The sequence below is a fragment of the Albidovulum sp. genome, assembly GCF_049646345.1.
Classification (GTDB): Bacteria; Pseudomonadota; Alphaproteobacteria; order Rhodobacterales; family Rhodobacteraceae; genus Albidovulum.
In genome coordinates this window covers 1-3,884 of record NZ_JBARVQ010000845.1, presented here as the reverse complement: position 1 = coordinate 3,884, position 3,884 = coordinate 1, and the positions used below count along the sequence as shown (strand labels likewise).

Below are 3,884 nucleotides of genomic sequence, written 5' to 3'. Positions count from 1 at the left end.
GGCAAAGGTAGCGCACGCCGTCAGGTGTCTCGGCCAGTTGCCGCAGGAATCGGCCCGGGGTTTCAAAGGCGCGGTGGACATTCCACAAGGGGCAGGCCCCGCCGAAGCGGGCGAATTGCAGCCGCGTCGCGGAATGGCGTTTGGTGATTGTCCCGGCCTGATCGACGCGGACGAAGAAAAAGGGAATGCCCTTCAGCCCCGGCCTTTGCATCGTCGACAAGCGATGCGCAACCTGTTCGATCGAGGCCCCGAACCGGTCGGCCAGCCGTTCCAGATCGTGCCGTGTCTCCTCTGCCGCCTCAAGAAAGGCGCGATAGGGCAGTAGGGCCGCCCCGGCATAATAATTCGCAAGCCCGATCTTGGCGATGGAGCGGGCGGCTTCGGACTGAAAGCGGGCCAGATCCAGCGTCGCCTCCAGCAGTTCATTCTGGGTGATCAGGGCAAGCTGGTGCAGCAGCTGAAAGCGCCGTGTTTCCGGTGCCGTGCGGGTCGACAACGTGATGCGCTTGCCATCCACCGCGCGGATTTCGGTGCTGTCCGACAGAACCACGTCGATGCCGCGCTCGGACAGCAGCGCCCGGGCCTTCGCCTCGGGGTCCGTGTCGCGGCCATGAGTGTCGGCGAACCGTTCGGCGGCGCGGTCGACAGCGTCGATATAGTTGTCGCAATAGTGGAAGAAATCCCGCACTTCTTCCCAGGGCGAGGCACGGGTCGCGGTTTCATCGCGCCCCAAAGCCTCGTCGAGCGAGGCAAGGCGTTCATGGCTTTGCCGGTAGGCGCGGTGCAGTTCCAGAAAGGCCCGTGCCAGCATCGGCGCGTTCGATGCGGCAAGGCGCAGATCGGCCAGCGGCGGGGCGGTATCGGTGAAGACCGGGTCCGCCAGAGCCTCGCGCATGTCCGAGACCAGCCGTTCGGCGTCACCCGCCGAAAGCTCGGTCACATCGAGCCCGAATTCCCCCGCCAGCGCCAGAACCACGGCGGCGGAAACCGGGCGGTGGTTATTTTCCATCTGATTGAGATAGGGCAGCGAAACACCCAACTTGGCCGAGAAGGCCTTTTGGGTCAGCCCAAGGCGGTTCCGGGTTTCGCGCAGTTTGGCGCCGGCATAGAGTTTCTGGGTGGCCATCTGTGATCCCGCGACTTTGCGAACTGGACGATAGCCTTTGCAAACTCTGCCGCCAAGTGGGTGCGGTATGGGCGATTCACATTTGGAAATCGCCGGCCGGCAGGGTCGGTGCGGGTATCGGATCAGGGATAACGCCCCAGTTCGACAGCAGGACCACCCTGTCGGCATGCCGCGCAGATGTGTAGCGAAAGGTTCGGAATTCCCGTCGGGCGTGTTACGCTGGTGGTACAGTCGCCGCAGGTAATGGAATGTGGGAAGTCCTGAACTCTACCCCCTACAAGGCGGACCGCGGATGGGTTCGTGATCTGTCCGGCCGTGAAGTCTGGCTGGTCGCTGTCCGCGCGCGGTTCAGGATCGTTCCGGGCCAGGAGGCCGTCTGGGACCCGGAGCTTGCGCAGGATGATGTGAAGATCGCGCCCGAATTCGTCGGAAGTGGGATTTCCTGCCATTTGGCGGCTGACACCGATCTGGTCCACGAAAAGCACGCGACCGATGTCCTTATGACCGGCCATGCGCATGCCCCGCGCGGGCATCTGGCACAGCAGGTTCAGGTCGGACTGTCGGTTGGTCCGGTCAGGAAGCACGCGACTGTCTTTGGCGACCGGTTATGGGCCTTGGGTGGTGCCTCGGCCCCGCAACCCTTCGCGCGAATTCCGCTTTGTTATTCTCGCGCCTATGGCGGTGTCGATCTGGCAGGCGATCCCGACGCGCCGGCCGACTGGTACGCGCCCAATCCGGCCGGGACCGGATATACGTCGCGGGCCGCCGCGCTGGATGGCAGGAGGCTGCCCAATCTGGAAGACCCGGCCTACCTCTTCCGGTCTCCCTCGGACCGGCCAAGGCCCGTTGGTTTCGGTGCGGTCGCACCGCACTGGGTCCAGCGGCGACGCTATGGCGGCACCTACGATTCCGTCTGGGAAAAGACGCGCCTGCCGCTGCTACCGCTCGATTTCGACAGCCGTTTCCACCAGCAGGCCCCCGAGGATCAGCAGGTCGAGGGCTTTCTGCGCGGCGGAGAGGCGGTGCGCCTTGACGGCGTGCATCCCGATGGCCCGCTCGAATTCTTTCTGCCGCGCATATCGCTGGCGTTCGAGACCGAGTTCGACGACCTGACCGATGCCATGCACCGGGCCAATCTGCACACCGTTGTCTTTGAACCAGACATCCCGGCAGTGTCGATCGTGTGGCATACCAGTCTCGAATGTCATCCCCGGGTCACCATGCTGCGGGCAACGCGCGTGTGGGAACGCACGCGCCTGCGCCCCGCAACAAGGGCGGGCTGATGACAGCGCTCTGTGTCCTCAGGACTGCGGCCTGCACTGCGGTCGGGTTGTCACCCGCGGCGGCCGCAGCCGCGGTGCGCTGCGCCCTTTCGGGGTTTTCCGAATATGCAAAGGCCCCGGACAGGCTGGGCGAACCGGCCATCGTCGCAGCGCCACCCGGAATTGCGGAGATTGACGATCCGGCGCAGGCGATCGGGGCCATGGCGGCGGCAGCACTGTCGCAGATCGCCGATGGCACCCCTCTGCCGGTGCTGCTGGCGCTGCCCGAGCCGCGGCCGGGACTGCCCGGAACACTCGGCGCGCAGGTCAAGGCGCATCTGGAGGCGCAGGTCACGGGCGTGCAGGTCGCGCTGGCCGATGGGGCAGGGCATGCAGGCGGCGGCTCTGCGCTGCGTCAGGCAAGCGGATATCTCGCCCGGACCCCCGGCGCTGTCATCGCGGTTGTGGGGGCCGACAGCTATCTGCACCCCGAGACGATTGCCTGGCTGGAGCGGAACCGCCAGCTTCACGCCCCCTATAACGCATGGGGCTTCATTCCGGGGGCGGCGGCGGGGGCCTGTCTGCTCGCGCATCCCCAAAACGCGGAACGGCGCGGCACAGCCCGTGCGATCGTCGAAAAGGTTGCCATCGACCGCGAAGACGTGCCGATCAAGACCGACGGCGTCTGTCTGGGCTGGTCTATGACCCGGATCGTTCAGAGCCTGCTTGAGGATCTGCCCCCCCGCGCGGTGTTCGACGGCTTCTATTGCGACCAGAATGGTGAAACCTACCGCGCCGACGAAATTGGGTTCATGCTGGCGCGAACCAGTGAAAGGTTCAGCGATCCCGCTGCCTTTGCCGCTCCGGCGGATTGCTGGGGCGATGTCGGGGCGGCGTCCTTGCCGCTGTTCATCGCGCTGGCTGTCGAGGCGGCGGAGCGAGGATATGCGCGGGGGCCGGTCAGCGTGCATCTGGCCGGGTCGGAATCCGGCCTCAGGTCGGGGCTGAGGCTGCGCACCATGGCAGGGGAGGGCTGAGATGCCGGTTACGATCCATGTCAACGGCACTTCGAACTCGCTGGTCCACAAAGGCTCCATGGGGATCGCGAAATCGACGCTGCCCGACGTCTGCAAGACACCGTCGCCCGGCGGGCCTGTGCCTGTGCCCTATCCGGTGATCGTGTCGATGTCGTCGCAACTGGTGAAGGGCACGACGACAGTCAAGGCCGATGGCGGCAATATGTGCGCGGTCAAGGGCTCTGAGTTTTCGATGTGCAACGGCGACGAGGCCGGCACGGCGGGTGGCGTCAAGTCGAGCACCTTCATGAAAGAGGCGACCTGGCTGCTTTATTCCTTCGACGTCAAGCTCGACGGCAAGAATGCCTGCCGTCTGACCGACAAAATGCAGATGAATCACGGGAATACGGCCTGTCTGGGGGGAGAGGTTCAGATTCCAGTTGCCGCATTTCCCGACAAAGACAAGCCGGAGAAGTGCCC

4 protein-coding genes are annotated in these 3,884 nt (G+C 65.0%); 3 read left to right on the top strand and 1 reads right to left on the bottom strand.

The annotated features are described in order from the left end of the window. Positions 1–1,126 (bottom strand): helix-turn-helix domain-containing protein (locus WBB85_RS22195; RefSeq protein WP_432640744.1); only part of this gene is annotated, 1,126 nt, incomplete at its 3' end. A 248-nt stretch (positions 1,127–1,374) separates the two neighbouring features. Here WBB85_RS22195 and WBB85_RS22190 point away from each other — a divergent pair. The 3 genes from WBB85_RS22190 to WBB85_RS22180 form a co-directional block, all read left to right on the top strand. Then, the gene (locus WBB85_RS22190) at positions 1,375–2,409 is read left to right on the top strand and encodes a DUF2169 family type VI secretion system accessory protein (RefSeq protein ID WP_432640743.1); all 1,035 of its coding nucleotides are present in this window, start codon (positions 1,375–1,377) and stop codon (positions 2,407–2,409) included. Continuing rightward, complete coding sequence (locus tag WBB85_RS22185; protein ID WP_432640742.1) at positions 2,409–3,425, top strand: hypothetical protein; 1,017 nt, start codon at positions 2,409–2,411, stop codon at positions 3,423–3,425. The genes WBB85_RS22190 and WBB85_RS22185 overlap by 1 nt, the downstream gene beginning before the upstream one ends. A 1-nt stretch (position 3,426) precedes the next feature. Then, positions 3,427–3,884 (top strand): DUF4150 domain-containing protein (locus tag WBB85_RS22180; RefSeq protein WP_432640741.1); only part of this gene is annotated, 458 nt, incomplete at its 3' end.